Source organism: Rhizobium sp. G21 (assembly GCF_014158035.1).
Classification (GTDB): domain Bacteria; phylum Pseudomonadota; class Alphaproteobacteria; order Rhizobiales; family Rhizobiaceae; genus Rhizobium_E.
Genome location: NZ_JACFXW010000002.1, coordinates 96,736 through 120,238 on the forward strand (window position 1 = coordinate 96,736; position 23,503 = coordinate 120,238).

17 protein-coding genes, 5 pseudogenes and 1 other annotated feature are annotated in these 23,503 nt (G+C 61.9%); of the genes and pseudogenes, 6 read left to right on the plus strand and 16 right to left on the minus strand.

Translation table 11 applies throughout. The features are described from left to right. Window positions 1-160: 160 nt before the first annotated feature. Window positions 161-1,099 carry an ATP-binding protein gene (locus tag H2O14_RS21765; protein WP_246697710.1) on the minus strand — a complete coding sequence of 313 codons (939 nt, stop codon included), beginning with the start codon at window positions 1,097-1,099 and terminating at the stop codon, window positions 161-163. Window positions 1,100-1,569: 470 nt separating this feature from the next. Next, the gene (locus H2O14_RS21770; RefSeq protein ID WP_182829546.1) at window positions 1,570-2,286 is read right to left on the minus strand and encodes a response regulator; all 717 of its coding nucleotides are present in this window, start codon (window positions 2,284-2,286) and stop codon (window positions 1,570-1,572) included. A gap of 336 nt (window positions 2,287-2,622) precedes the next feature. Between H2O14_RS21770 and H2O14_RS29595 the strand changes: the two are divergent. From H2O14_RS29595 to H2O14_RS21785, 4 genes and pseudogenes are all read left to right on the plus strand, one after another. Next, window positions 2,623-3,489, plus strand: a pseudogene (locus H2O14_RS29595) (efflux RND transporter periplasmic adaptor subunit); the annotation flags it as partial. Window positions 3,490-3,563: 74 nt separating this feature from the next. Continuing rightward, the gene (locus tag H2O14_RS26855) at window positions 3,564-3,710 is read left to right on the plus strand and encodes a hypothetical protein (protein ID WP_210275614.1); all 147 of its coding nucleotides are present in this window, start codon (window positions 3,564-3,566) and stop codon (window positions 3,708-3,710) included. Window positions 3,711-3,715: 5 nt separating this feature from the next. Next, entirely contained in the window at window positions 3,716-6,835 is a 3,120-nt protein-coding gene (locus tag H2O14_RS21780) for an efflux RND transporter permease subunit (protein ID WP_182829547.1), read from the plus strand. Between the two features lie 223 nt (window positions 6,836-7,058). Beyond that, a protein-coding gene (locus H2O14_RS21785; RefSeq protein WP_182828921.1) for an IS3 family transposase occupies window positions 7,059-8,290 on the plus strand; the annotation gives its coding sequence in 2 pieces (ribosomal slippage) (window positions 7,059-7,350 and window positions 7,350-8,290; 1,233 coding nt in all). Then, window positions 7,343-7,459 (plus strand) — a sequence feature (AL1L pseudoknot). Its footprint overlaps the gene before it by 117 nt. Before the next feature lie 71 nt (window positions 8,291-8,361). Here the strand turns inward: H2O14_RS21785 and H2O14_RS21790 are convergent. From H2O14_RS21790 to H2O14_RS21835, 10 genes and pseudogenes are all read right to left on the minus strand, one after another. After that, complete coding sequence (locus H2O14_RS21790) at window positions 8,362-8,544, minus strand: hypothetical protein (RefSeq protein WP_182829548.1); 183 nt, start codon at window positions 8,542-8,544, stop codon at window positions 8,362-8,364. Window positions 8,545-8,556: 12 nt separating this feature from the next. Beyond that, complete coding sequence (locus H2O14_RS21795) at window positions 8,557-9,348, minus strand: ABC transporter ATP-binding protein (RefSeq protein WP_182829549.1); 792 nt, start codon at window positions 9,346-9,348, stop codon at window positions 8,557-8,559. Window positions 9,349-9,358: 10 nt separating this feature from the next. Continuing rightward, window positions 9,359-10,192: an aliphatic sulfonate ABC transporter permease SsuC gene (gene ssuC, locus H2O14_RS21800; protein WP_182829550.1), complete on the minus strand. Its 834-nt coding sequence runs from the start codon at window positions 10,190-10,192 to the stop codon at window positions 9,359-9,361. A gap of 65 nt (window positions 10,193-10,257) precedes the next feature. Then, window positions 10,258-11,433, minus strand: a complete 1,176-nt coding sequence (gene ssuD / locus H2O14_RS21805; RefSeq protein ID WP_182829551.1) for an FMNH2-dependent alkanesulfonate monooxygenase — start codon at window positions 11,431-11,433, stop codon at window positions 10,258-10,260. Between the two features lie 24 nt (window positions 11,434-11,457). Then, window positions 11,458-12,413 (minus strand): annotated as a pseudogene (locus H2O14_RS21810) (aliphatic sulfonate ABC transporter substrate-binding protein). A 24-nt stretch (window positions 12,414-12,437) separates the two neighbouring features. Continuing rightward, window positions 12,438-13,409, minus strand: a complete 972-nt coding sequence (locus tag H2O14_RS21815) for an aliphatic sulfonate ABC transporter substrate-binding protein (RefSeq protein WP_182829552.1) — start codon at window positions 13,407-13,409, stop codon at window positions 12,438-12,440. A gap of 119 nt (window positions 13,410-13,528) precedes the next feature. Then, entirely contained in the window at window positions 13,529-13,993 is a 465-nt protein-coding gene (locus tag H2O14_RS21820; protein ID WP_182829553.1) for an Rrf2 family transcriptional regulator, read from the minus strand. Between the two features lie 58 nt (window positions 13,994-14,051). Continuing rightward, window positions 14,052-14,852: an FAD/NAD(P)-binding protein gene (locus tag H2O14_RS21825; protein ID WP_182829554.1), complete on the minus strand. Its 801-nt coding sequence runs from the start codon at window positions 14,850-14,852 to the stop codon at window positions 14,052-14,054. A 16-nt stretch (window positions 14,853-14,868) separates the two neighbouring features. After that, window positions 14,869-15,407 (minus strand): annotated as a pseudogene (locus tag H2O14_RS21830) (FAD/NAD(P)-binding protein). 558 nt (window positions 15,408-15,965) lie between these two features. Further along, a complete protein-coding gene (locus tag H2O14_RS21835; RefSeq protein ID WP_182829556.1) occupies window positions 15,966-16,910 on the minus strand; it encodes an oxidoreductase in 945 nt (314 codons plus the stop codon). 84 nt (window positions 16,911-16,994) lie between these two features. On the opposite strand from H2O14_RS21835, the gene H2O14_RS21840 reads away from it, so the two are divergent. Then, window positions 16,995-17,912 (plus strand): AraC family transcriptional regulator, encoded by a 918-nt coding sequence (locus H2O14_RS21840; protein ID WP_182829557.1) that lies wholly within the window; start codon window positions 16,995-16,997, stop codon window positions 17,910-17,912. Window positions 17,913-18,083: 171 nt separating this feature from the next. On the opposite strand, the gene blaOXA is transcribed toward H2O14_RS21840, so the two are convergent. Continuing rightward, window positions 18,084-18,911, minus strand: coding sequence for a class D beta-lactamase (gene blaOXA / locus H2O14_RS21845; protein ID WP_182829558.1), 828 nt, complete (start codon window positions 18,909-18,911; stop codon window positions 18,084-18,086). A 96-nt stretch (window positions 18,912-19,007) separates the two neighbouring features. Between blaOXA and H2O14_RS21850 the strand changes: the two are divergent. Continuing rightward, window positions 19,008-19,903, plus strand: a pseudogene (locus tag H2O14_RS21850) (LysR family transcriptional regulator). A 51-nt stretch (window positions 19,904-19,954) separates the two neighbouring features. On the opposite strand, the gene H2O14_RS21855 reads toward H2O14_RS21850, so the two are convergent. The 3 genes and pseudogenes from H2O14_RS21855 to H2O14_RS21865 all read right to left on the minus strand — a co-directional run bounded on the left by H2O14_RS21855 (window position 19,955) and on the right by H2O14_RS21865 (window position 23,498). After that, a complete protein-coding gene (locus H2O14_RS21855) occupies window positions 19,955-20,803 on the minus strand; it encodes an alpha/beta hydrolase (RefSeq protein WP_182829559.1) in 849 nt (282 codons plus the stop codon). A 16-nt stretch (window positions 20,804-20,819) separates the two neighbouring features. After that, window positions 20,820-22,283, minus strand: a complete 1,464-nt coding sequence (locus H2O14_RS21860) for an NAD-dependent succinate-semialdehyde dehydrogenase (protein WP_182829560.1) — start codon at window positions 22,281-22,283, stop codon at window positions 20,820-20,822. Window positions 22,284-22,300: 17 nt separating this feature from the next. Beyond that, window positions 22,301-23,498: pseudogene (locus H2O14_RS21865) on the minus strand (iron-containing alcohol dehydrogenase). Window positions 23,499-23,503: the final 5 nt, after the last annotated feature.

The following is a 23,503-nucleotide window of genomic DNA, read 5'->3' on the forward strand; positions in this document are numbered from 1 at the left end:
TCAGCGCCATCCATCCTTATCTCAGGCTCAAGACTGGCCTATCGATTGATACTTTTGTGCTCTTTTCGCAATGGCGCCGCACAATGAGCGAGCAGGCAATTATAGCGAGGGCGCGTCAGCTTATCTACCTGACTAGGATAATGGTCTCACCAACAATCGTTCAGGCGGAAGCTGAGTGGGATCGAGGCAAAACTATCTTGGCGGTTAGTCCGCGCTTTTTCGCCGCTATGAGAACATCTCCGCCATGTTGACGTGCGATCGTGCGCGCAATGGATAATCCCAGACCCACGCCGCCAGTCCCCGCGTTTCGCGAGCTTTCAAGGCGATAGAACGGCAGGAAGACCTGCTCGATCTGATCATGGGGTATTCCCGGGCCGTCATCGTCGACGATGATCTCGATCAGCGTCTCGGGAGCGTGCAGGCTCACTCGAGCATGCCCCGCATAGCGCACCGCATTTTCGACAAGGTTGCGGACCGCGCGTTTCAATCCGTCGGGGCGGCATCGGCATGTCAACTTGCCGTCGTCCTCGAAGGTCACGTCATGGCCGAGTTCGGCGAGATCCTCGCAAAGACTGCCCACGAGCGCGCCGAGATCCATGAGACGCGTCGCTTCGCCGCTCGCGTCGCTCTTGGCGAAATCCAGCGTTGCGGCGGTCATGGCCTCCATCTCGGAAATGGTGACCAGGATCTTCTCCCGCGCCTCGTCGTCGGGAAGGAATTCCGCCCGCAGTCTCAGGGTGGTCAGAGGTGTCCGCAAATCATGCCCGATGGCGGCGAGCATCCGGGTGCGGTCTTCGATGTAGCGGGTTAGGCGCAGTTGCATGCTGTTGAAAGCCTGCTTCAGCCGCCTGATCTCTGTGGGGCCGGCCCCCTCGCTGAGTTGGACCGCTTCCCCGCGCCCGATCGCCTCCGCAGACGTTGCAAGCTCATTCAACGGCCTTGCAACTTCGCGCGCTAGAATGACGCCGATGATGCAGAGCGCAAGCGCCGTGGCCACTGTCGGCAAAATCGAATCGCGGCGCCAGAAGCCACCTTTCAAAGGCTTGAAATAGAACGCGTTCAGCCAGCGCCCGTCGGCCAGTTGGGTGACGATCGCCATTCCGTCCTTCTGGGCGAATTCGATGTAACTGGCCGCGGGCTGCTTTCCCCAGGCTTCCGACGTCAAGACGCTCCAGCGAAGATCGGAAGCGTCAAGGTTCGCGGCGATATGCAAAAGAAGGCGCTTGTCGTTTTCCCGGTCGCCATTGGCGTCACTCGCCCCCAAGCCCATATAGAAACGCTTCTGGGCCTCATTCATCCAGGCTGCGGCGTCCATTGGCGAGTGGTCGGATGACCAGAAGCGAGTGGAATTGGTCGCGCTTGCGGCAAGGATACTGTCTCGGAGTTCAGGCGCCTTGTCGACAAGGCGGGACAAGGCGGCGGCCCGGCCGATAAACTCCGTCAGCGAGGTTTCCCGAATGACAACTTTCCGCTCCTGCCAGGAAAGAGCGAAGGGGATGACCTGCCCGAGGATCAGCGCCATCAACAGCAAGGAGATCAGCTGCCGGGTCAGGCTGGCCGTAAACCATCTCATTTCAGGACCTCGACATCCACCGCCAGGCTATAGCCGCCGCCCCAATTGGTCTTGATAATCACCGGGTTCTTCGGGTCAATCTCGATTTTCTTCCTCAGTCGGCTCACCTGATTATCGATGCTGCGGTCGAACGGGTCGGCGCTGCGCCCGATGGTGAGATCCAGCAGCTTTTCCCGGCTGAGCACGATCATCGCATGTTCGGTGAGAACCTTGAGCAATCGAAATTCGGCGGTGCTCAACGGCACACTTACCCCGTCGTCGCCGAGAAGTTCCTGACGCCCCATGTCGAGCTGCCAATGGGCGAAGCGGAGAAGCTTGGCGCGATTGGTCGAGCTCTGGGCCTGGGCGCCCCCGCGGCGGAGCACGGCGCGAATTCGGGCGAGGAGTTCACGGGGATTGAATGGCTTGACCAGATAGTCGTCGGCGCCGAGTTCGAGGCCGATGATCCGGTCTGCATCTTCCGCCATGGCCGTCAGGAAGATCACGGGCACCTGAGAGGACGTCCGCAATTGCCGACAGATGCTCAAGCCGTCCTCGCCGGGCATCATTATGTCGAGGACAATGAGATCCGGTTGGGCGCGGTCCATCATCCTGCGGAACTCGACGCCATTCGCGAGCGGCGTGACCCGATAATCGTGATCGGTCAGGTATCGGGCGACCAGATCCCTGATGTCCCGGTTGTCGTCGACCACGAAGATGTGAGGACTGGACATAAAACTTCTCTCGTCTTTGACCCGTAGATACAAGCGCTTGCGACTGAAGACACGCGGAAAAGTGTAAAAAAATGTCGTCGCATTCATCCTGAGACGACGCCAGCATACACTTTGATACAATTTGGCCGGAAGGCTGGCAAACTTCTGCGACAGGGTCTGTCTAGGGATGAAAGCATGCTGCGTCGCAACAATCCTGCAGACGCAAGACGAAAGGCAACCATGACCCGCTCCATCCTCTGCCTCGCGATCGCGCCTTTGCTGCTAGTCGGCTGCACCGAAGACAAAAAGCCGGAATCCGCTGCGGCAAGCAAACCAACCGTCGTATCTGTTGTCGCAATGCAGCCGCAGACCGTGACGATCACATCAGAATTCGGAGGGCGCATTGCTGCATTCAACGCCGCTGAAATCAGACCGCAGGTCACCGGCCTTATTGTCAAGCGCGAGTTCACCGAGGGTTCCGACGTCAAGGCAGGCGATCTTCTCTACCGGATTGATCCCGACACATATCAGACGGCGCTCGCGAGCGCAGAAGCGACCTTGGCGCGGGCCCAGGCCGCTGAACGCAATGCTGCGGCCAAAACCGAGAGGCTGAAGCGCCTCAACAACGAGCGAGCGGTCTCCAGCCAGGATTATGAAGACGCGCTTCTGGCCTTGGCGCAGGCCAAAGCGGATGTGGGCTCCGCAGAAGCGGCGATCAAATCCGCCCGCATCAATCTCGGCTACACCGAAATACGCGCGCCGATCGATGGCCGGACCGACGCTTCCACCGTCAATGCCGGCGCCTTGGTGACATCGGCTCAGACGACGGCTTTGACGACGATCCGCCAACTGGATCCGATTTATGTCGAAATCAGCCAGCCGAGCGAGAACCTGCTCCGTTGGCGGCAAGCCGTTCGCGGCGGCAAGCTGAAGCACGCCGACGAAACCTCTGTTCGCCTGACGCTCGAGGACGGATCGAGCTACCAGCTGAAGGGAAAACTGCAATTCGCAGAGGCTGCGATCAGCGAAACGGCCGGCTCGGTGACCGTTCGGGCCGTATTTCCCAACCCGGATCATCTTTTGTTGCCGGGCATGTATGTGCGCGCCATCATAGAAGACGGACAAATCGACAGCGCTTATCTCGCGCCCCAGCGCGCCATCGATCGCAATGTGGCCGGCGACGCGATTGCCAAAATCGTTGGCGCGGACGGCAAGATCGTCGAACGCAAGCTCGGCGTGGCCCGGTCGCAGGGCAATGCCTGGATCGTCACCGGAGGCCTTTCCCCGGCGACAGGCTGGTGGTCGAAGGAGGTCAGAGGGCGAGGTCCGGAGATGCGGTCGAGGTCAAAGAGGTCAAGCTCGACCCGGCCACCGGTGATCTCTCCGCCGCTGCAGGTTCTGCGGCCAAATCCGAAACCGGCTCCGTCGCCGTCACGCAGCGCTGAATGCCATGTCCAGATTTTTTGTAGATCGGCCTGTCTTCGCCTGGGTTCTCGCTATTTCCGTCATGCTCGCCGGCGCGCTGGCGATAACAACTTTGGCGGTCGCCCAATATCCCCAAGTCGCCCCGACAACGATCCGGATCACCGCGACCTATCCCGGCGCCGATGCGCAGACGGTAGAGAACTCCGTCACCAAGGTGATCGAGCAAGGTCTCACCGGCATCGACAATCTTGATTATATAACTGCGACCTCGACATCCACGGGTCAGGCTTCGGTGTCGGTGGTCTTCACGTCTGACGCCAGCCCCGACATCGCCCAGGTGCAGGTTCAGAACAAGGTGCAGCTGATCACCAGCCAATTGCCGCAGGCGGTGCAGTCGAACGGGCTGACGGTGACGAAAGCCGGCACCGGCTTCTTCATGGTCGTGTCCTTCGTTTCCGAAGACAATGCGCTGAGGCCTGTGGATCTCGCGGATTTCATCGACAGCAATGTCAACGATCCCATCCGTCGCATCGAAGGCGTGGGCGACACCCAGATTTTCGGTTCCGGCTATGCGATGCGGATCTGGGTGGAGCCGGACAAGCTCGACAAATATCAGCTCATGGTCGGCGACGTGAAGAGCGCGATCGAAGACCAGAATGTCCAGGTCTCTGCAGGACAATTGGGCGCGCTGCCGCAGGTCGACGGGCAGCAGCTCAACGCCACTGTCACCGCCCGCAGCCAGTTGCAGACGCCCGAGCAATTCGGAAACATCATCGTCAAGAGCGATAAGGAAGGCGCGATCGTCCGGCTGAGAGATGTCGCGCGCGTCGAGATCGGGGCCGAGAGCTATGTGACGTCAGGGGTCTACAACAAGAACAATGCGGCCGGCCTCGGCATACAGTTGACCAGCGACGCCAATGCTCTGCAAACCGCCGCCGATGTTCGCGCCGCCCTGACGAAGCTCGAATCCAGCCTGCCGGCGAATGTGAAGATTTACTACCCCTACGACACGACGCCCTTCGTGCGACTGTCCCTTGAGGATGTCGGCAAGACCCTGGTGGAAGCGGTCATTCTCGTCTTCATCGTCATGCTGGTTTTCCTGCACAATTTTCGCGCCACGCTGGTGCCGACGCTCGCTGTCCCCGTGGTGCTGCTGGGCACGTTTGGGGTTCTGGCGCTGTTCGGCTACACCATCAACACGCTGACGCTATTCGCCATGGTGCTGGCGATCGGCCTTCTGGTCGACGATGCTATCGTCGTGGTGGAGAATGTCGAGCGCATCATGGATGAAGAAGGACTTGACCCCCGCTCAGCGACCATCAAGTCCATGGGGCAGATCAGCGGCGCGCTGATCGGCATCGCCACCGTCTTGTCGGCGGTCTTCGTGCCCATGGCGTTTTTCCCCGGGTCCGTAGGCGTCATCTATCGGCAGTTCTCGGTGACCATCGTGTCAGCGATGGTTCTATCCGTCGCCGTGGCGCTCGTCTTCACGCCCGCTCTTTGCGCGACGCTTCTCAAGCCGCGCGCACATGCGACGAAGCGGGGCCTGGCTGGTTGGTTCGAACGGATCATGGAGAGGACGACCCGCGGTTATGGCGCAGCGACCGGCGCGATCCTGAAGCGGGCGCTGGAGTTCTGCGTCTTGTTCGTGATCATCAGCGCGGCAGCCGGCTGGCTGTTCGTCAAGCTGCCGACATCGTTCCTGCCGCAGGAAGATCAGGGCCGCCTGCTTGTCAGCATCCAGCTGCCGCCGGGCGCAACAGTCAACCGGACGCGCAAGGTGCTGGATCAGACGATCGATTATTTCCTGACCAAGGAAAAGGACAATGTCGTCGGCGCGTTCGGCAGTATCGGTTTCAATTTTGCCGGACAAGGCCAGAATGTCGCGCAGATTTTCCTAAACCTGAAGGACTTCAAGGAGCGGATCGCTCCCGGCTCCGACGCGCAATCGATCGCCAAACGCGCCATGAGCGCCTTGTCGGGCATCAGCGACGGCAGCGTGTTCGTCGTGGCTCCGCCGGCGATCCAGGGCTTCGGCAACTCGGCAGGTTTCGAATTCTATCTTCAGGACACCGAAAACCGTCCCCGCAGCGAATTGCTCGCCGCTCGAGATGAAGTCCTCCGGCAAGCGAGGGGCAATCCGAAGCTCAGCAATACGCGACAGAACGGTCTTGAGGACGCCGCGGCCTTCGTGGTCGATATAGACCAAGAGAAAGCAAGCGCGCTGAACATTAATCTGTCCGATATCGACAGCACGCTGTCCGCCGCATGGGGCAGCAGCTATATCAACGACTTCAACTATAATGGGCGGATCAAGCCGGTTTACATCCAGGGCGACGCGCGGGCGCGCATGCAGCCGGAAGACCTCGAAAAGTGGTATGTCCGCAATTCTGACGATGAAATGGTGTCCTTCTCCGCCTTTGCAAAGGGACGCTGGACGAAGGGATCTCCAAGACTGGAGCGGTATAACGGCTTCTCCGCCGTCCAGATCCAGGGAGCGGCGAACAATGCCAGCTCCGGCGAGGCGATGCAGGAAGTCGTTAAGATCGTCGACGGGCTTCCCGCCGGCTACCAGATCGCCTGGACCGGCCTTTCTGCGCAGGAGGAAACGTCCGGCAATTCGGCGCTTGAACTCTATCTCATCTCGGTGCTGGTCGTGTTTCTTGCGCTCGCCGCGCTTTACGAAAGCTGGACTATTCCTTTTGCGGTTCTTCTGTCGGTTCCGATCGGGGTGTTTGGCGCGCTTGCTGCAGCAACGCTGTTCGGACAGTCCAACGACGTCTATTTCAAGGTCGGCCTGCTGACCACCATCGGACTGGCGGCGAAGAATGCAATCCTGATCATCGAATTCGCCGTCGAGCGCATCCGGGACGGAGACAAACTTCTCCATGCGGCTGCCGAGGCAGCGAAGCAGCGGCTGCGGCCGATCCTGATGACGTCGTTTGCTTTCATCCTCGGCGTACTGCCGCTCGCGATCGCCAGCGGTCCAGGGTCGAAGGCGCAGAACTCAATCGGCATTGGGGTTATGGGCGGCACCATCGCCTCCACACTTCTCGGTGTCTTCTTCATTCCATTGTTGTTCGTGGTGACTTGGCGTCTGTTTAAGCGAAATCGAACGCCGTCCGGGCGGGCAACGGCAGGCTGATTTTGGTTGTTGTTGCCCGTCAAGTTGGAGAGGCGGTACAAAATCTAACCCGAAATTTCAACAAACCGTGGATCTTCTTTCCGAAACAATAGGTCGCGCCCGCATCAAGCGGGCGGTCGGCCAACTTTAACGCATCGACCTTCGCAGTGCTGCAGCCTTCAACTGATCGGTTATGAACCGGCCCGGGTTTGCCGGAGACCCCAACTCGTGAGAAGTAGGGTCTATGACAAGCAAGACGACAAACAAATTCTCCCCTGAAGTCCGTGCCCGCGCCGTTCGAATGGTGGCGGAGCATGAAGCCGAACATCCCTCCCGTTGGGCGGTGGTCTGCTCGATAGCCGCCAAGATCGGCTGCTCTGCGCACACGCTGAATGAGTGGGTGAAGAAGTCCGAGGTGGACAGCGGTCAGCGAGCGGGTCTGCCGAGCGATGTCTCAGAGAAGATGAAGGCTTTGGAACGGGAGAACCGCGAGCTTCGTCAGGCGAACGAGATTTTGCGCAAAGCGTCTGCGTATTTTGCCCAGGCGGAGCTCGACCGCCCACTGAAGCGATGATTTCCTTCATCGACGAACACCGCGCAGTGCTCGGGGTCGAGCCGATCTGCAGGCTGCTGCCGATTGCCCCGTCTACCTACTATGAGGCCATTGCCAAGCGCACGGATGTGGACCGCCTGTCGGTCCGCACCCGGCGCGACATGGCCCTGAAGATCGAGATACGCCGGGTGTTCAATGAGAACTTTCAGGTCTATGGCGTGCGGAAAGTCTGGCGACAGTTGCAACGAGAAGGCTTCGATGTCGCTCGCTGCACCGTGGCAAGGCTCATGAAAATGATGGGTCTTCAAGGCATAATTCGCGGCAAACCCGTCAAAACCACCGTGTCGGACAGGTCTGCCCCATGTCCGCTCGACCGCGTCAATCGCCACTTCAAGGCTCCAGCGCCGAACATGCTGTGGTTGTCCGATTTCACCTATGTCGCGACCTGGCAAGGCTTCGTTTACGTGGCCTTCGTCATTGACGCCTTCGCTCGCCGCATCGTCGGTTGGCGGGCAAGTCGAACCGCTCATGCGGGCTTTGTGCTCGATGCCCTCGAGCAGGCGCTTCACGACAGACGGCCCGTCAAACTTGGCGGGCTGGTTCATCATTCCGACCGCGGCTCGCAATATGTGTCCATTCGCTATTCCGAACGACTGGCAGAGGCGGGCATCGAGCCGTCTGTCGGAAGTGTTGGCGACAGTTACGACAATGCTCTCGCCGAAACGATAAATGGTCTTTACAAGGCCGAGGTCATCCATCGGCGAGGACCATGGCGCAACTTCGAAGCCGTGGAGTTCGCTACGCTCGAATGGGTCGATTGGTTCAACCACCGACGCCTTCTGGAACCCATCGGGAATATCCCGCCAGCCGAGGCCGAAGAACGATACCATGCCATGCTGGACGCGCCAGCCGTGGCGGCATAACTTAAACCAAACGGTCTCCGGCGAACCCGGGGCGGTTCATTGCGAGAAGGCAGAGTAGGGGCGTCAGGGTCTCAGAAACGCCGGTGGATATGCAGAAGCGGAGAATATTCGATTTCAGGGTTGCTCGGTGTGATTTCGACCTCGCGTCGCGTCTCCTCCTTCGTCCCATGCTTTTGCGCCGCCGCGGGATCGTTGACGAGCCGCGCTTGTTTGGGAAAGAAGAAGCCCAAGGTGAATCCGTTCATCATGATCATGCCTGTTCTCCTTCAGTTGTGTCCGAGAATGGCGGCCAGAAGCTCGCTTTCGATTTCGGCCAGATCCCGCGAGCCATGCGCGCGCGGATGCGGAAAAGGAACCTTGACGTCCCTCTTGATGTACCCGTCCTCGAGAACGATGACGCGATCGGCGAGATAGACGGCCTCGGCGACATCATGCGTGACGAGGACGGCGGTGAAACCCTGTTCGCGCCAGACGCGACCGAGCAACTGCTGCATGGAGATGCGGGTCAGCGCGTCGAGGGCGCCGAGCGGTTCGTCGAGCGCAAGAAAGCCGGGATGACTGACCAGGGCGCGGGCGAGCGCCACGCGCTGACGCTGGCCGCCGGACAGTCGAGACGGCCAGTCACCGGCCTTTTCCGATAATTGCACCGCCTTGAGCGCCTGAAGCGCCATGAGTTCGGCGCCGTCGGCGCCGGTGTTTGCGCCGAGGCCGACGATCACATTTTCCAGCACCGTCCGCCACGGAAGAAGACGCGGCTCCTGGAAGACGATGCGCGCGTTTGGCGAAACCGTTTCGCCGGCATGGTCGACGAACTCCATCCGGCCGGCGCTCGGCTCCTCCAGCCCCATCAGGATGCGCAGCAGCGTGCTCTTGCCGCAGCCGCTCTTGCCTATGATCGCGACGAAGGAACCCGGATCGATGTCGAGATCGACGCCGCGCAGGACACGGTTGGATCCGAAGGTCTTCTCGACGCCGTTCAGCCTCAGGCTGGCCGCCGTAGAGGCTGCAAGCGACGTCGGTTGGTCCGGTATGCGACTATTGGAATGAAGGGCGATCATCTCCGCCTCCTTATCGTTGATAGGCCGGGTTCCACGACAGAACCGTCCGTTCGAGAAAGCGCACTGCGATATCGGCGAGTTTGCCCAGCAGCGCATAGATGACGAGGGCGAGCACGACGATATCCGTCATCATGAACTCCCGCGCCTCATTGGCCATATGTCCGATGCCGGAAGACGCGGCGATGGTCTCGGACACGATCAGCGTCAGCCACATGATGCCGAGCGCGTAGCGTAACCCGACGAAGATCGACGGCAGGGCGCCCGGAAAGATGACGTTGCGGAACAATGTGAAACCGCGCATCCCGTAGACGCGGCCCATTTCGATCAGATCCCGATCGACGTTGCGTACGCCATGATAGGTGTTGAGATAGACGGGGAAGAGCACGCCCAGCGAGGTGAGGAAGAGCTTCGATTCCTCGCCGATGCCGAACCACAGGATCACCAGCGGGATCATGGCGAGATGGGGAATGGTCCTCAGCATCTGCAATGTCGTATCGGTCAATTGCTCGGAGAGCTTGGACACGCCGTTGAGAATGCCCAGCAGAAAGCCGATCGATCCGCCGACGAGGAGGCCGGCGACGGCGCGTGCGGCGCTGACGGCGATGTCATGCGGCAGGTCGCCCGAAAGCGTCGTCGCCCAGAACGCCTTCACGACATCCACGGGCGAGGGCATGATTCTGGTCGATATCACGCCCATGGAGGACAGAATTTGCCAGACAGCCACCACGGCCACAGGCAGGAGATAGGGCAGGAACGCCGAAAACGTGGGCAGAGCGGCTGCAGGCTTCGGTGATGTCTCGACCACCGCGCGGCGCGGGGAAGCCAGGGTTTCCGTCAGGGCCATCTTCTCTCTCCTTCTCGTCAGAGGGGACGGGCGCAAGAGTTGCGTCTTGCGCCGCGTCTTCGGAATTAAGAACCGGATGCGAGGCGGATATTGCCGCCATGACCGCCGCCGCCGAAGACCTGCGCCTGGCCGAAGGATGTCTTCAGCCGATGATGCGGCGTGTCGATCCCGATCTCGGGGAAAAGCAGCTCCGACACCCGATAGGCCTCTTCCAGATGCGGATAGCCCGAAGCGATCACCGTATCGATGCCGATATCCTGATATTCGCGAAGGCGGGCGGCCACCGTCTGCGGAGAACCGACCAGCGCGGTGCCGGCGCCCGAGCGCACCAGACCGATGCCGGCCCAGAGATTGGGGGAGACTTCCAGCTTGTCGCGACGGCCGCCATGCAGCTCCCACATCCGGGTCTGGCCGACGGAATCGGACTGTTTGGTGAAGCGTTCGCGCGCTTCGTTGACGGCGTCGTCAGGCAGGCGCGAGATCAGCCGATCGGCCGCGGCCCAGGCTTCCTCATCGGTTTCGCGAACGATGAAATGCAGGCGAATGCCGAACGTCACCTTGCGGCCGCGCCGGGCCGCGGCCTTGCGCACACGCTCGATCTTCTCGCCGACCTGCGCCGGGGTTTCGCCCCAGGTCAGATATTTGTCGGTATGCTCGGCGGAGAAGTCGATCGCCGCATCCGATGAACCGCCGAAATAGAGGGGCGGACGCGGATCCTGGATCGGTGGAAAGCCGAGCTGGGCGTCGATCGCCTTGATATATTTCCCGTCCAGCGTCGAGCGGCCCGTGGCGAGCAGTTCGTTGAACACCTTGAAGAATTCGACGGCGTGGTCATAGCGTTCGTCATGCGGCAGGAAGATGCCGTCGCCGGCCAGTTCCTGCGCGCTGCCGCCCACGACGATATTGAGCAGCAAACGACCGTTGGATACCCGGTCGAGCGTCGAGGCGAGCCGCGCGTAATAGGCCGGAGAGGCGACGCCCGGACGTATCGCGACCAGGAATTTCAGCCGTTCGGTGACCGGGGCGAGGGCTGCCGCCACGATGAAGGATTCTTCACAGGCGACTCCGGTGGGGATCAGCACGCCGGAATAGCCGAGCCGGTCTGCGGCCACCGCGATCTCCTTGAGATAGGCGGGATCGGCGGGGCGGGCGAGATCGTTGGAGCCGAGATAAGCGCCGTCGCCCGACGTCGGTATGAACCAGAGAAAATCGAGCGGTTTACGGTGGGATTGGGAGGACATGGTCTATCTCCTTGAAAATACGGGTCAGCTGGCCTTCGGTCGCCAGACGATGTCGCTGATGTCGAGTTTGCGCGGCAGCACGCCGATGTCGTGGAATTCGTCGGCGAGCGCCTGTTGATAGGCCTCCGCCTCCTTGGGGAGCAGATAGACCTTGCCGAGATCGAAGCCGGGACGGGTGAGCGCCTTGCGGGTGACAGCCTCCGGCACGCCGGTGATGGCCGACAGAGCCGGGACGGTTCTATCTATATCCGCCTGTGCGGCGACGCCGACCTTCTTCAGCTCGTCGATGATTTCGAGCACGATTCCCGGATGACTCTCGGTGAAGGCGCGATTGCCGAGAAAGAAGCTCCAGCTCTCGGCGATGCCTTCGGCCGTCGTCAACACGCGCGCTTGCGGATCTTCTTCCGCCACAGCGAAATAGGGGTCCCAGATCGCCCAGGCGTCGATGGCCCCGGTCTTGAAAGCCGCCGCCGCGTCGGGGGTGGAAGGTCGACCGGCGTAACGTCGTCGGTGGTCAATCCGCCCTTGCGCAGGGCCTTGACGGCGAAGTTATGCGCTGAGGAGCCGCGCTTGAAAGCCAGTTTTCTACCCCTGAGACCGGCCAGGTTCGTGATGTCGCTGTCTTTGTGAACGAGGATCGCCGAACCGGACGCCGCGCCCTGATAGGCGCCGACATAGAGAAGATTGCCGCCCGCCGCCTGGGCGAAAAGCGGCGTAACATCGCCGGTCGGCCCGAAGTCGAGCGCGTCGGCGCCGAGCGCTTCGAGAAGCGGCGGGCCTGACGAGAATTCGGACCAGGCGATATCGACGCCTTTGCCCGCCAGACGCTTCTCCAGAGCGCCTTGCGCCTTGGCGAGGGCAAGCACGCCATTTTTCTGCCAGCCCAACCGGATCTTCAGCGCCGGGGCCGCTCTGAGGACGCCGGGCAGGGGAAGGGTTGCGGCGGCCGCCAATGAAATGAGGTGTCTTCGCCGGATCATGACATTCTCCTGTTGAGGCTGATATCAGGACTGCTTGGGCCGCCAGACGATGTCGCTTACCGTCAATTGTCGCGGCAGGACCTTGTAGGCATAGAAGTCGTCCGCGAGCTGCTGCTGGTACTGTATGGCCGCATCCGACACCGTCGCCACCGCCGCAAGATCGGAACCGGCGCGGGTCAGCGTCGCTTTCGTGATATCCTCCTTGACGCCGGTGATATCGGACAGAGCCTTGGCGGTGCCGTCGATATCCGACTGGGCCGCCTTGCCCAGTTTCGCGAGTTCGTCGAGGATCTCGACCACCAGTTCGGGGTGGGCCGCGACAAAGTCGCCGTTGCCGAGGAAATAACCCCAAGCGTCGACGATGCCTTCGGATGTCGCCAGCAGTCGGGTTTCCGGATCGGACTGAGCGACCGCGAAGAACGGATCCCAGATCGCCCAAGCGTCGACCGAGCCATTCTTGAATGCTGCTGCGGCGTCGGGCGGGGGCAGGTCGACACTCTCGATGTCTTGAGGCGTCAGGCCGACTTTGCCGAGCGCTTTGAAGGCGAAGTTATGGGCTGACGAGCCCCTCTTGTAAGCGACTTTCCTGCCCTTCAAATCCTCGATTTTCTGAATCGGGGAATCCTTCTTGACGAGAAGGCCATGAAACGCCGCCGGCGGCTTATAGGTGCCGACATAGAGGAGATTGCCGCCCGCAGCCTGGGCGAAAAGCGGCGGCACGTCGCCGGTGGGGCCGAAGTCGACGGCATTGGCGCCCAATGCCTCGAGCAGCGGCGGCCCCGAATTGAACTCGGACCATTCGATCGAGACGTTCCGATCTCTGAGCCGCGTTTCGAGCACGCCGCGGCTCTTGGCGAGCGCGAGAATGCCGAATTTCTGCCATCCGATGCGGAGCCTGACTTCTTCCGCTGCTCGGACGGCTGCGCCCGAGCCCATGAACAATGTCGAAGCGCCGGCTGCTGCGGCGAGTTTCAATGTGTGGCGGCGGTTGATCATTTCAGGTCGGCTCCCATTGTCTGTGATTCAAATCTATATAATCTACCGAATTAGTCTATAATATATTTTTGCGAATTTTGCCTTAAGATGAGATTTCCGTTCCAACCGTTCCGGGACCTTTAATCCGAAACAGGCAAATGCGGACGTCGAAGCGTCGAAAGCCCATTCTTCTCCAGTCTGGACAGATCGGCCAGCGTCTGGGCATCGAGAATATCCGAAATGGCGTCGCGGACTTCCGTCATGGCCCTGCGCACCAGGCATCCCGCCACGTCGCTGCAATCTTGGCAGGGAGCGAAGGCGGTCCGGCTCGCGCAGCTGATCGGAGCGAGCGGCCCGTCCAGCACCCGCATGCAGGCTCCGATGGAAATATCCTCGGCGCGACGCGCCAGAGCATAGCCGCCGGCGGGACCCTTGCGCGACCTGACCAGACCGCTTCGTCGCAGTTCCAACAGAATAGTGTCGAGAAACTTCTTGGGAATGCGCTCGGCCAGAGCGATCTCGGCGGCGAACGCCATTTCGCCGTCCGGCAGGGAGGCGAGGGCGAGCATCGCCTTCAAACCATATTTTCCCTTTTTGGTGAGCATCGCGCGTGCTTCCTTCTGTCTGTGTCGGTCGCGGATTGCTCCGGCGGCGATGAGCGCGTCAGGACAAGTCTTGCGCGATCCGCTCGGCGACAGCCGCGGCCTGCACCCGGATGTCGGGCACGGCGAAAATTTCGAAGAACTGGCCGACCGTCATCGGCCCGAGCGCAAAGGCCGATCGGGACACGACGCCCGCCGCGTCGATCAGTCGGGAGTCCCGGTCTACCGCCAGACCGAGACCCATCACATCGCTGCTGATCATTCCGCGCGAGGACATTTTCTTCAGAAGCGGCGTCTTGGAAATCGAACAACGCTCCATCCCGGTGCAATTGACCAGCCAGTCTGAGCTGATCTGCCGTAGTGTTCTGGAATGGCGGTCGAGATAGGCGGAACGCACCTTGCCGCCGGCATGGTAGATTTCTTTGAGCCAGCCGGCCGTCACGGTGACCTGGCCGGACTGGCGCATCCGTGAGAAGCTCTCCCACATATCTGGCGCGAGGCGATGGCGGTGAATGCTCCACCAGGCATTGGCGTGCCTGAGAAAGCGGGCGCGTTCGGCCGTCGATAGTTGCTGCCAGAGCGCCTGTGTGACGGGCCGAAGTCCGTCGACGACGGCGCGCCAATCCTCGGTTTTGGAAGCCGCCTCACGCAGCGCCTTCATCATGCCGCTCAGCGGCGTCGTGCCCGGCTCGAAAGTCGGGGCAACAGGATGGCTGCGGGGTACCCGGTGCGGCAAAGGCGTGAGGCCATGGCGCGAAATCACCTGGATGCGACCGCGGTGACGACGAGCCTCGAGGGACAGGACCTGATCGATCATGGTCAGTCCAGAGCCGAGCATGACGATGTCGTCATCTGGATCCACCCTTTCCATCCACGGATCAGACCACACGTTCAGGCATATGTGAGATCGCGCATCCGGCGCCAGTTTCTCCGGGGAATCGGCAGACCCGCAGGTGTGCCGCCGATGCAGAAAATGCTCTTTTGGCCTGTAGCAACTGTCCGTCCGTCAAATGATACACTTGCTGCTGGTCCGTCATCTGCTCACAGTCGATCACGTCGGCGTCGACGAGCCATACTTGGGCGCTGTTGTCGGCGCGCAGCAGTCTGTCCGCCAGCGTTTCCTGCAGATAGCGACCATATAGCTGCCGGGGATGAAGTCCTCCGGGCCGAACTCCGTCGCTTCTTCGGCGAGCCATTGACAGAGATGATCCGCTTTGTCGGCCAAGAGGCTCATCCGGCCAGCGGGAACGTTCAGACGATGCTTGGCCTCGGTGGTCGAATAGGCCACGCCGCGCCCCAGACCGCTTGATCGCGACACCAGCGCGATCGATTTGTCCTGACCGAGACGATCGAGGACGTTGATGACGGTCGCCACCGCCGAGAACCCTCCGCCGATCACGGCGATATCAACCTGCATAGGAAGCTCCTTTGTATATAGAAATGGTAGATTTATGAGGAGCCAGTGTCAACGCCGAAATTTTTCGTCTGGTCGCAGCCGGCGACGCGGAGAATGCTGACGCAACAGGTTCAGGGGCCCGGACTCCCAGCCAGTCACGCCCATCGCACCCCGGATTCGACAATCGGCGCCGCCCCACCAGCTAGGGCGACGTCGGTTTATGCGCGATCGCTTGTCCCGTCTGCGGATTGAATGCTGATCGATCACGAATGAATTCCCGAGCGCAGGGCGGCGCCCGGGAACCGAGTGTCGAGCCGATCCGCAGGCGAGCGCTTCCACCGCCGGACGCGTGTCCGCGGCCGGAGATCGTGAGCCTTGGTCGATGTCATTCTCCCCGGTTTGGAATTGTCGTCGGAGGGCACTCAACGTCGATTGAGGCGGGCGCCGAAACAAAGGCTTCCGGGCGGCTTGGAGGGTGCTGCGTCGCCCACAGCCTTCAGGCTATGGCCAGATCGCTGAGGCGCGAAAGCTCAAGGATGAATCGTCAACGTTGGGCTCAGCATATTGCCGGCGCTCCCGTCAAAGCCGCTCCGACAGGTCCCATAGTCGCGCCGCCAGGTCGGGATCGATGGCGTAGGGCGCCACGCCCTTGCGTGCGGCGTCTCCGGAGTATAGCGGCGCTATGTTGCAATCCTCCAGATAGAGGCCGCCCTTGTCGTTCAGGAGCGGGGTCGTCGCCGCCCAGACGCTGGTCGCAGCCCCCTGCTCGGGTGATTTCATGCCTTTGTCGGGATCGACGATCGGGTTGCCATGCTCGTCCAGCGCATCGAACCCGGCGATATCCTCATCCGACAGATGTCGCGCGAGATTCGTCAGGATCTGGCCGGGATGCAGTGAAAAGGCGCGGATGCCGTCGTCTGCGCCCCGCCTGTCCAATTCCACCGAGAACAGGATATTGGCGGTCTTGGACTGGCCATAGGCGATCCAGCGATCATAGGGCCGCACGTGAAAATCGATGTCGTCGAAATCCACGCCCGCAATCTGGTGGCCGCGCGACGACACGCTGATCACGCGCGCGCCCTCCGCTTTGGCGAGCGCCGGCCACAGGCCTTTCACCAGCCGGAAATGACCGAGATGGTTCGTCGCGAATTGCCCCTCATGCCCATTCCCGTCTCGAAACAGCGGCGAAGCCATGACGCCGGCGCTGTTGATCAGGATCGGCAGCGCCAGATCACGCTGCAGAAAGGATGCGGCGAAGGTCTCGACCGATCGCCGATCCATCAGGTCCATCGATACGATTTCGACGCCCGTCAGTCCGTGCAATGCGTCTTCCGCTTTGCTCACATCACGCGCCGGGACGATGACGGTCGCGCCGGTAGCGATGAGCGCGCGCGTCGTCTCCAACCCCAATCCTGAATAACCGCCGGTGACGATGGCGGTTTTTCCGGACAGATCGATCTCCCGCGCGACCTCGGACGCCGTGCTGTGAGCATTGTGAGGGGAAGCGATGGGTTGCTGGCGCATGTCGAACTCCTGGTTGGTCTTTCAAGAGAGTGAGATAGGGCCTATATGGAGGACGAGCCAGCGCCAGACGTCCAGGATTTCGTCGTGATCGTCCAAAACCAGACTGCCGATGTATTGTCGGATGTCCTCGCGACCATTCAGGCGCAGGCGCGCTGCTCGATCAGCCTCAAAGCCGGAGGCCGTTGGGGAGTCGATTTCCCCATGCCGTCCCATCTCAAGTTCAACGCCGTGCGAAAGGGCCGTTGCTGGCTCAGGCTCGACGGACAGCCGCCGATCGAGCTTCAGGCCGGCGATTGCGTCGTCGTCGCAGGTGCGCCGTTCATCCTGTCGAGCGAGCCCGAGGGGCCGACCATTTCAGCGCGACAGGTCTTTGCATCCGATAGCCTCGCCGGATCGATCGGCGACGGCGACGATTTTGTCATTCTCGGAGGAAGTGTGGTGGTCGACGGGACGGACGGCGCCCTGCTCACCCAGGCGCTGCCGCCGGTGATGATTATACGTGGCGAACGCGCCGCGTCGATGGGTTGGCTGCTCACCGAGCTCGACAGCGAATGGAGCAGCGCCGCGCCGGGCGCGCGCCAGATCAGCAATGATCTGCTCAGGATGATTTTCATCCGTGTCCTGCGTATTCACCTGGCTTCGGACAATGCTCATGCGCAAAACTGGCTCGCCGGCCTGACCGATATCAATATCGCCCGCGCGCTTCAGGCCATTCACAGCAAGCCTGCCGAGAATTGGACCGTCGAGAGCCTCGCGCATGAGGCCGGGCAATCACGATCCGCATTTGCGGCCCGCTTCAAAGCCCTTCTCGGCGAGGCGCCGATGGAATATCTCACGGGTTGGCGGATGCGCCTCGCGGCGACCAAGCTTCGCTCCACGCAGGCCTCCATTTCCGACATCGCCATCGCGGTGGGATACAAGTCCGACACGTCCCTGAGCGCGACATTCCGCCGGCTGCATCAAATGTCGCCGGCCCAATATCGTCGCGCCCATCAGCGGTGACAGGAGGTCGACGGCGGCGGAGAGGCTCGCCGTCCATCTGGATCTCAGGGCCGACGGGCGGGTCAAGATCCCGGGCCCCAACGGGCCAGGACGCTTTACTCAAAACCCGCTCCGGTGCGCGCCCACACATGCCCTGTTCGCACTGAGCAATTCATGCGGGCGCATTGCGGTTCAATGATTGGCGGCGATGACCGGAATGTCCGTCAAAAGCGTGTCGCGCGCTTCGAGGCCGCCGGGTGTGTCGGACTTTTTCTTGCCGATGACGTGTCGGGCGAATACGATTTCCCGATCCCCTTTGCGGGCCCAGCCGACGAACCAGCCCTGCGGCTTCCTCCGGTTGATCCCGCCTCTGTCTGTATCGCGAAGCGAGCCGCTTCCGGTCTTGCCATGAACCTCCCATCCATCCTTGCCCTGGAAGGTCGCTATCGTCGCTTCGGTCAGCGTGTAAGCCTGTTCGCTCACGGGCAGTTTGCGCCCCTTGAAGCGCAGCAGGAAATCGATCTGCTCGTCCGGGGATATCGTGAGCGAGGACATCAGCCAGGCATGCGTCAGCCCGTTTCCTTTTCCCCGGTCGCCCGAAACGTCCATATTGCCGTATTTAAATTTGGCCACATAGTCGGCGAACTTTTCCTGCCCCATCTTCCTGGTCAGTTGCTGGGAGAACCAGACGATGGAGTCCTTCTCCCAGATCGTCGGATCGACCGTCTTGAAAGCCTGTTCCCGCGCCGATGCGTTGTATTCGGGGCGAAGGGTCCAGACCGGATCGTGAGGGCTTTTCAACAGGCCGCTGTCGAAACCCATGATCGCCAAAGGGAATTTGAACGAGGATACCGGGGAGAAACGCTGGTCGCAATCTCCCTTTCGGTAGATCACCCGACCCGTCGACGCATCGGCGGCAACGGTGCAGGCGCGTTCCAACTCGAAATCCGAGGCGAAGGCCGAACCTGCGGACAGAAACGCCGTCACGGCGAAAGCGGTGGCCGTCTTCCATATTTTCATCGGTGTCTCCTTTTTTGACACCGCCGGGGTAGAAAAGTTTTGCCCCTCCGGCAAACGATGATAAATCGGGGCGGATCCAAATTTTTCTAGGGCATGATGGTCAGACCCTTTCTTCCCCTCAATGCCTTGCGCGCCTTCGAGGCGTCGGCTCGGCACCTGAGCTTCACCAAAGCCGCAATCGAATTATGCGTGACGCAGGCGGCTGTCAGTCACCAGGTGAAGCTGCTCGAGGATCGGCTCGGGGCGAAGCTGTTTCGACGGCTGCCGCGAGGCTTGCGCATCACAGACGAGGGCGAGGCGCTCTTGCCCGTACTTCGAGAGTCGTTCGACCGGATGGCGGACATGCTCAATCGGTTCGAAGGCGGGCGGTTGCGTGAAACGCTTCATCTCGGCTGCGTCGGAACCTTCGCGGTCGGATGGTTGCTTCCACGGCTCGAAGGGTTTCGAAAGACACATCCCTATGTCGATATCCGCCTCTCCACCAACAACAATCGGGTGGATATTGCGGCGGAGGGGCTCGACTACGCCATTCGCTTCGGCGACGGGGCTTGGCATAGGACAAATGCGGTCCGCCTCTTCGAAGCGCCTCTGGCTCCATTGTGCCTGCCGCGCATCGCGCGCCACCTGAAACGTCCCGAGGACCTTCAAGCCCAGACTCTGCTGCGCTCCTACCGGGCGGACGAATGGCTGAGCTGGTTCGCAGCGGCCGGCATCGACGAGCCGGCGCGGTTCAACACCGGCAACATTATGTTCGATTCGTCGCTGGCGATGATGGAAGCCGCGTTGCAGGGGTGGGCGTCGCCCTGTGCCCGCCGCTGATGTTCGAGCGCTTCCTGTCATCGGGACAAGTCGAACAGCCGTTCGCCGACAGCGTTTCCTTGGGGTGTTATTGGCTGACCCGGTTGAACTCGCACCCCGTAACCCCGGCGATGGTCGATTTCGAACGCTGGCTTCTCGAGGAAGCGACCCGGTTCGGGGCCGCAAGCCGTTAGCCGACCGACGCATTCGGCGGCGCACGCGCTGAATATCGGCGATTTCGGCGGCTAAGGCCGTTTCCAGGCCCCGTCCACCAGATCGAACAGCCGCCGGCCGAGAATGCCGTCGGGATCGGCGAGATCAAGGACGATGTTCATGTGATTGAGCCCCGGCGCGACCACCAGGTCGCCGCCCTCGCCGATACCGTTCGCCAGGGCATGGAAAGCCGCCGCCTGGTCCTGAAAGGGCGCCGTCTCCTCCGCCCCGACGGCGATGATGCGTCGGGGGCCCGGAAGCTGCGCCGACGTCAGCGGCGACCAGTCTGCCGCCTCTTCGGGCGACATTTTCGCTTCGTCGCGAAGGAAGCTCGTCGGGATGTCCGAGAGATCGTAGATGCCGCTCACCAGCAGCAGCGCCTGTACGGCGGGCAAGCGGGGCATGGCTGTTTCCGTGGCGCCACGGGCGGCGAGGAACGAGGCGAGGTGGGCCCCGGCCGAATGGCCGCTGACAGTCGTTTTTGTCGGGTCTGCGCCGAAGTCGCTCGCCTTTGATTGCAGCCAGAGCAGCGATCGCCTGACCTGCGCCACCAGAACATCGAGCCGCGCGCCCGGCATCAGGTCGTATTCCACGATCGCGGCAACGCCGCCCGCTGCCAGGACCGGCGCCGCGACGAGGCGGTAATTCTGCTTCTCCCCGGAACGCCAGTAGCCGCCATGCACGAAGACGTGAAGCGGGGCGCCCGCATGCGGGCGTTTGGGCAGAATGACGTCGACCGTCTCCCGGTCGCCTGACCCATATTTGATATTGGCCATCACTTCGGCTGTGGCCGAAAGCATCCGGCTTCGCTCCGAAAACGCATCGGCTATCGAATCGAAGTCCGGCACGAAGTCACGAATTTTATAGGGGTCAGGGGACATCCGCTTTTCCTTGCCGTCAGTAATCCACGGCGTAGTATTTTGGCTCCATGAATTCCAGAATTCCAGTCACGCCGCCTTCACGGCCGAGGCCGCTTTGCTTGACGCCGCCGAACGGCGCCGCGGGATCGGACATCAGGCCGCGGTTGATGCCCAGCATGCCCGTCTCCAGGCGTTTGCCGACTCTCAGGGCGCGGGCCAGATCCTTGCTGTAGATATAGGCGGCGAGGCCGTATTCGGTATCGTTTGCAAGCCGAATGACCTCCTCGTCGCTGTCGAACTTGTAGACCGGGGCCACCGGGCCGAAGATTTCCTCGCGCGCGATCGCCGCATCGACGGGGACGTTTTCGAGCACGGTCGGGGGATAGAAGTAACCACCCTCTTCGAGCGGTTTGCCGCCCGTCGTCACACGGGCGCCGCCGGCGATCGCTTCCGACACCAGGCGATCGATCTTGCGCACCGCATTCGTCGTGATCATGGGGCCGCATTGTGTCTCTGGATCGTAGCCGGGACCGATCTTCAGGCCGGCCATGCGCTTGGTCAAGCCCGCGACAAAAGCGTCATGTATCCCAGACTGCGCGTAAAAGCGGTTGGCGGCCGTGCAGGCTTCGCCCGCATTGCGCATCTTGGCGATCATGGCGCCGTCGAGCGCGGCGTCCAGATCGGCGTCGTCGAACACGATGAAAGGCGCGTTGCCCCCGAGCTCCATGGAGCAGCTGACCACGGATTTCGCAGCTTCGGCAAGGAGATGGCGGCCCACGCCGGTCGAACCGGTGAAGGACAGCTTTCGCACGCGCGGATCGGCCAGCATGGCGTTCGTCACGCTTGCCGGATTGCTCGTGGTGAGCACATTCACGACGCCCGAGGGCACGCCGGCCTGTTCGCCGAGCCGGGCCATGGCGTAAGCCGTCAACGGCGTTTCCGATGCCGGTTTCAGAATGACGGTGCAGCCGGCGGCGAGCGCAGGGCCGATCTTGCGTGTCGCCATCGCAGCCGGAAAATTCCAGGGTGTGATGAGAACCGCGATGCCGATCGGTTCGTGATCGACCATTATATTGTGTGACCCGGATGGCGTGCGGCGGTATTCGCCGGGAATGCGCGTCGCCTCTTCCGCGTACCAGCGGAAGAATTCGGCGGCGTAGGCCACCTCGCCGCGCGCATCCGGCAACGCCTTTCCGTTCTCGAGCGATATCAGCATGGCGAGTTCTTCCGCATGCTGCGTCATGAGCTCGAACCAGCGGCGCAGGATTTCCGATCGCTTGCGGGCAGGGGTGGCGCGCCATTCGCCGGCGGCGGCCTCGGCGGCGTCGACGGCGCGGGCAGCATCCTCGACCGTTGCGTCGGCAACGTCCGCCAGCCTGTCGCCGGTGGAGGGATTGATCACGGCGATGCCGCCGCGCTTTATCCATGCGCCGCCGATAAACAGGCCTTCGGCGTGAAGGGCCGGATCGGCATAGCCGGAGATCCTGGTCTGGAGTGTCATGAGGGGCTTCCTTTCGATCAGTTCAAGCCGGCGCGGTCGCCATGATAGGCGGCGGCGACGAGACGGCGCATCTCGGATGGGTTCAGGGGGCGGGGATTGTTCTGGATAAGGCGGGTGATGCCGGAGCTTTGCTCGGCCACCCAGTCGATACGGTCCTCATCGAGCCCGAGGTCGCGGAGCGAGGCCGGGATGCCGATCCTGGAGAACAGCGACGCGAGTGACGGGATAACCTGCCCGGGTCCATCAAGGCCGGTCGCACGGGCGATCTCCACCAGTTCGGCTTCGATCACCGGCGTATTCCACGTCATGACATAGGGCATGAGGCAGGCGACGCCGAGGCCATGAGCCGTATGGGTCAGAGCGCCGACCGGATATTGAATGGCATGGGCGGCGGCCGTGCCGGCGACGCCGAAAGCGAGGCCGGCCAATGTTGCGCCGAGCATCACCTTTTCACGTGCGGCGACATCGGCGCCGTCCTGGCGCGGCCTCCAGGCCCTGCCAAAGAAGGGCGATCGCCCGGAGCGCGAAATGATCCGACATTTCGTTCTTGCCGATGAAGACGCGTTGCTGGGAAATTCCCGGCACGGGGTCGCGCCTGATCGCCGTGAAGGCCTCGATCGCATGGGTCAAGGCGTCCGCGCCGGCGATCGCCGTCAGCGACGGCGGGCAGGACAGGGTCAGCTCCGGATCGCAGATCGATACCGTGGGAATGAGATACGGGCTCGAGATGCCGACCTTCAGGCTGCGCTCGGCATCCGAGAGAACCGCCACGGGCGTGACTTCGGATCCTGTCCCGGCGGTGGTCGGAATCGCGATCAGCGGCATGACCGGTCCGGGCACGACATTTTCGCCGTAATAATCCTGCGGACGACCGCCAAAGGTCAGGAGCAGGGCCACGCATTTCGCCATATCCAGGCAGGAGCCGCCGCCGACGCCGACGACGACATCAGGCGCAAAACCGCGCGCAGCCTCGGCGCTGGCGGCGGCTGAATTCACCGGCGCATCCGGCAGCGTGGAACTGTCGATCATGACCTTGAGCCCGGCCGCTTCCATCTGGCCGACGAGGCTGAGGAAATCGGCGTCTTCGGCGAGGCGCGCGTCGGTGACGACCAGAGCGCGCCGGCCGAGGCGCGCGGCGATGGCGCCGAGGGCGTGTCGCTGGCCGGCGCCGAACAGCAATTCTCGCGGCGCCCTCAAAGTGGCGAAAAGGTTCATTCGGT

What these genes read in the sequence shown, in the direction of transcription:
- H2O14_RS21765 (WP_246697710.1), bottom strand. Translation starts at nt 1,099, where the DNA reads ATGGCGATCGTCACCCAACTGGCCGACGGGCGCTGGCTGAACGCGTTC.
- H2O14_RS21770 (WP_182829546.1), bottom strand. Translation starts at nt 2,286, where the DNA reads ATGTCCAGTCCTCACATCTTCGTGGTCGACGACAACCGGGACATCAGG.
- H2O14_RS21780 (WP_182829547.1), top strand. Translation starts at nt 3,716, where the DNA reads ATGTCCAGATTTTTTGTAGATCGGCCTGTCTTCGCCTGGGTTCTCGCT.
- H2O14_RS21790 (WP_182829548.1), bottom strand. Translation starts at nt 8,544, where the DNA reads ATGATCATGATGAACGGATTCACCTTGGGCTTCTTCTTTCCCAAACAA.
- H2O14_RS21795 (WP_182829549.1), bottom strand. Translation starts at nt 9,348, where the DNA reads ATGATCGCCCTTCATTCCAATAGTCGCATACCGGACCAACCGACGTCG.
- ssuC (WP_182829550.1), bottom strand. Translation starts at nt 10,192, where the DNA reads ATGGCCCTGACGGAAACCCTGGCTTCCCCGCGCCGCGCGGTGGTCGAG.
- ssuD (WP_182829551.1), bottom strand. Translation starts at nt 11,433, where the DNA reads ATGTCCTCCCAATCCCACCGTAAACCGCTCGATTTTCTCTGGTTCATA.
- H2O14_RS21815 (WP_182829552.1), bottom strand. Translation starts at nt 13,409, where the DNA reads ATGATCAACCGCCGCCACACATTGAAACTCGCCGCAGCAGCCGGCGCT.
- H2O14_RS21820 (WP_182829553.1), bottom strand. Translation starts at nt 13,993, where the DNA reads ATGCTCACCAAAAAGGGAAAATATGGTTTGAAGGCGATGCTCGCCCTC.
- H2O14_RS21835 (WP_182829556.1), bottom strand. Translation starts at nt 16,910, where the DNA reads ATGCGCCAGCAACCCATCGCTTCCCCTCACAATGCTCACAGCACGGCG.
- blaOXA (WP_182829558.1), bottom strand. Translation starts at nt 18,911, where the DNA reads ATGAAAATATGGAAGACGGCCACCGCTTTCGCCGTGACGGCGTTTCTG.
- H2O14_RS21855 (WP_182829559.1), bottom strand. Translation starts at nt 20,803, where the DNA reads ATGTCCCCTGACCCCTATAAAATTCGTGACTTCGTGCCGGACTTCGAT.
- H2O14_RS21860 (WP_182829560.1), bottom strand. Translation starts at nt 22,283, where the DNA reads ATGACACTCCAGACCAGGATCTCCGGCTATGCCGATCCGGCCCTTCAC.